Below are 1,420 nucleotides of genomic sequence, written 5' to 3'. Positions count from 1 at the left end.
CGCCAGGCAAATTCTGTTTTATCAACACGTTTCACCAACGTATCGATTAATCTGTATCAGAGCTGAAAATTCTCTCAAATCCGCCAAAACATCTTCGGCGTTGTAAGGTTAAGCCTCACGGTTCATTAGTACCGGTTAGCTCAACGCATCGCTGCGCTTACACACCCGGCCTATCAACGTCGTCGTCTTCAACGTTCCTTCAGGAGACTTAAAGTCTCAGGGAGAACTCATCTCGGGGCAAGTTTCGTGCTTAGATGCTTTCAGCACTTATCTCTTCCGCATTTAGCTACCGGGCAGTGCCATTGGCATGACAACCCGAACACCAGTGATGCGTCCACTCCGGTCCTCTCGTACTAGGAGCAGCCCCCCTCAATTCTCCAGCGCCCACGGCANTAAATGGCGAACAGCCATACCCTTGGGACCTACTTCAGCCCCAGGATGTGATGAGCCGACATCGAGGTGCCAAACACCGCCGTCGATATGAACTCTTGGGCGGTATCAGCCTGTTATCCCCGGAGTACCTTTTATCCGTTGAGCGATGGCCCTTCCATTCAGAACCACCGGATCACTATGACCTGCTTTCGCACCTGCTCGCGCCGTCACGCTCGCAGTCAAGCTAGCTTATGCCATTGCACTAACCTCCTGATGTCCGACCAGGATTAGCTAACCTTCGTGCTCCTCCGTTACGCTTTGGGAGGAGACCGCCCCAGTTAAACTACCCACCAGACACTGTCCGCAACCCCGGTCAGGGGCCAACGTTAGAACATCAAACATTAAAGGGTGGTATTTCAAGGTTGGCTCCACGCAGACTGGCGTCCACGCTTCAAAGCCTCCCACCTATCCTACACATCAAGGCTCAATGTTCAGTGTCAAGCTATAGTAAAGGTTCACGGGGTCTTTCCGTCTTGCCGCGGGTACACTGCATCTTCACAGCGAGTTCAATTTCACTGAGTCTCGGGTGGAGACAGCCTGGCCATCGTTACGCCATTCGTGCAGGTCGGAACTTACCCGACAAGGAATTTCGCTACCTTAGGACCGTTATAGTTACGGCCGCCGTTTACCGGGGCTTCGATCAAGAGCTTCTCCTTACGGATAACCCCATCAATTAACCTTCCGGCACCGGGCAGGCGTCACACCGTATACGTCCACTTTCGTGTTTGCACAGTGCTGTGTTTTTAATAAACAGTTGCAGCCAGCTGGTATCTTCGACTGGTCTCAGCTCCATCCGCAGGGACTTCACCTACACACCAGCGTGCCTTCTCCCGAAGTTACGGCACCATTTTGCCTAGTTCCTTCACCCGAGTTCTCTCAAGCGCCTTGGTATTCTCTACCTGACCACCTGTGTCGGTTTGGGGTACGATTTGATGTTACCTGATGCTTAGAGGCTTTTCCTGGAAGCAGGGCATTTGTTACTTCAGCA

Annotated in this window: 1 rRNA gene; it reads right to left on the bottom strand. The window is 52.4% G+C overall.

Going from position 1 to position 1,420, the window contains the following annotated elements:
• Window positions 1-104: 104 nt before the first annotated feature.
• Window positions 105-1,420 (bottom strand): 23S ribosomal RNA (locus tag ACFP3V_RS29545); the annotation flags it as partial.

It is taken from the genome of Streptacidiphilus monticola (assembly GCF_042658505.1).
Lineage (GTDB): Bacteria > Actinomycetota > Actinomycetes > Streptomycetales > Streptomycetaceae > Streptacidiphilus > Streptacidiphilus monticola.
Note: the sequence above shows the minus strand (reverse complement) of the source record. Positions and strands in the feature narration are given on the sequence as shown.